The sequence below is a fragment of the Yersinia sp. 1252 StPb PI genome, assembly GCF_048593885.1.
GTDB classification, from domain to species: domain Bacteria; phylum Pseudomonadota; class Gammaproteobacteria; order Enterobacterales; family Enterobacteriaceae; genus Yersinia; species Yersinia enterocolitica_E.
In genome coordinates, this window is sequence record NZ_JAZGQE010000317.1 from 1 (window position 1) to 2,320 (window position 2,320).

Genomic DNA, 2,320 nt, shown 5'->3' on the forward strand with positions numbered 1-2,320 from the left:
TTGTTTTAAAATGAAAATATTTATTTTAATTAAATCGTGGATGACATCACTATTTATCTTGGTGACTTATGGTTATATCTTCATAACCTTAAAGGAAGGGTGTGAGTGTTACACCATGATACTTGCACAGAATCATGAACTCTATGTGAGATATAAAATGACTGAATCTACTGGAATGAAAAACATCAAAAAACCCTTATTTATATGGATAATCAGCATCCCCATAATTTTAGCTTCTATGTATCTCTGTTTTGGTCAGAAAACATTTATTCTTGCGGCATCTTTCACTGTTATCATATTGATTGGCATGGGAATAATGAAGAAAATATATGCGCAGGCGCTAGTATTGGTCGGTGGTTGCGTACTTCTGCTAATGGCCGCTTTTCTTTTTCCTGATAGTGCCATAACGAACCCCAGTTCCGGTTCAAAAGTCATCGATGTCTTTGTGGAAATAAAAAATGTTTTCAGTAAAAACATTGCCAGTCTAGGACTCATTATCATGGTCATCGCGGGTTTTTCACGTTATATGAATGATATTGGCGCATCTGGAAAATTGGTTGAGATTTGTGTAAAACCTTTGGGGAAATTAAAATCAAGGTACATGCTTCTTGGAGTGTGCTATATAATAATGCAACTTTTAGCATTATTTATATCAAGCCCATCAAGACTGGCTCTCCTCATGATGTCTACCTTATATCCTATTCTTCGCTCTATTGGATGCAGTAAAGCATCTGTGGCCGCTGTTATTGCATCCGGGGTTTGTATTGATTATGGCCCATCGGCAACTGGCAGTATCCTTATTGCTGAAATAACCCACTATGACCTCTTCAGTTTTTTTGTTGAAAAGCAAATCCCCGTTGTATGGATACTCTTTATATTCATCGGTATTATGCATATGTTCGTCCAAGCTTATTGGGATAGAAAAGAAACTATATCATCACAAGATGACAGCTTATTGATGCATCAACAGGTATCGTCTGAAAAAGTTCCCTATTTATTCGCTTTATTACCTGTAATTCCAATGATACTTTTATTTGTATTCTCTAGTTTAGCTGAAGAATGGCTTCCCAAAGCTATGAGATTTAAAATGGATGTGGTTACCGCAATGTTTATCTCATTCTTTATCGCGTTCTTTTGCGATTTTGTTCGTACTTTCAGTATAAAAAAAGCAGCTGATAAAATATCTGGCCTTTTTGACCAAATGGGGCAATCATTTATTATGATTGTTTCAATTTTGCTCTGTGCTCAAGTCCTTGCTCAAGGAATGATAAAAATAGGTTTTATTGAAACATTGTTTAGTTTCATTCCTTCTGGTACTCACACTCATATCCTTGTTGTTCTCTCTTTCAGCATTTTAGTATTTTTTAGCTCTGTAGTCTTGGGCACGGGTTCAACATTTAATGCTTTTGCACCATTAGCCGCTGAAGTATCTAAAGGTGCAGGGATCTCTGTATTCAAGGTTCTTATCCCAATGCATTTTTCAGGTAGCTTGGGGCGCAGTTTCTCTCCCATCGCTGGTGTAACTATTGCTGTCGCAGGATTAGTAGGATTGACTCCATTTGATATAATTAAGCGAAATGCTCTACAACTTGGCAGCGCTTATATTTTGATGTTAATACTCTCTCATTTCTTAATTGTGTGAAAAAATATTTTTTAATTAAACAATGCCTTGGTGTGACTAGACCTCATTCACACCAAAGCATTGACGACTCTATATTAGAGCGGTTCTGAGTATCGGTCAGGTGAGGGTTGATTTTGATGAATATACTCAAGGTAGCGTTGTATATGTGGAGGATTTAGATTTGAAAGCGTAAAAAATGATATATCATCTGACACTTCAGGAATGAAATCTTTAAAAATGACTTGAGGGTCATTGATAGTTGAGGCAGGAAATGAGGGTATCAAACAAATTCCTGAATTAGCCCTTACAAATTCCAATGCTGAAAATGAGTCAGAAACTTCAGCTACAATATTGTACGACACTCCCGATTTATCTAATACCCGATCAAGCTTCGTTCTTGAAATATTTCTTTTGATGAAAATAATCATTCTCTTTTGATTAAGATCCTCAGGAGTAATAATATCTTTGCTAGCCAATTCATCCAATCGATTCATTGCGCAAACTATTTTAGTTCTTCTTAAAGGAAATTCGCTTGCATTTATACTTGCCGTATTTAGGGATGAATCACCAAGAGCAATATCTGCTCGACCCTCATTTAAATTGCTCAGCAATTTTGAAGCAGTAACAATGTCAATTTTTATATTTAAATCAGAGTTTTCTTTTATATATTGAGCTGTCAAAGGCTTAAGAAAACAATAT

General features: G+C 35.7%; 2 protein-coding genes. One reads left to right on the plus strand and one right to left on the minus strand.

What is annotated here, in order from left to right:
• Positions 1 to 1,642: C4-dicarboxylate transporter DcuC (gene dcuC, locus V2A85_RS23110; protein WP_420072490.1), on the plus strand; the 1,642-nt coding region annotated here is incomplete at its 5' end.
• A 74-nt stretch (positions 1,643 to 1,716) separates the two neighbouring features.
• On the opposite strand, the gene V2A85_RS23115 is transcribed toward dcuC, so the two are convergent.
• A partial coding sequence (locus tag V2A85_RS23115; protein WP_420072491.1) for a LysR substrate-binding domain-containing protein occupies positions 1,717 to 2,320 on the minus strand: 604 nt, incomplete at its 5' end.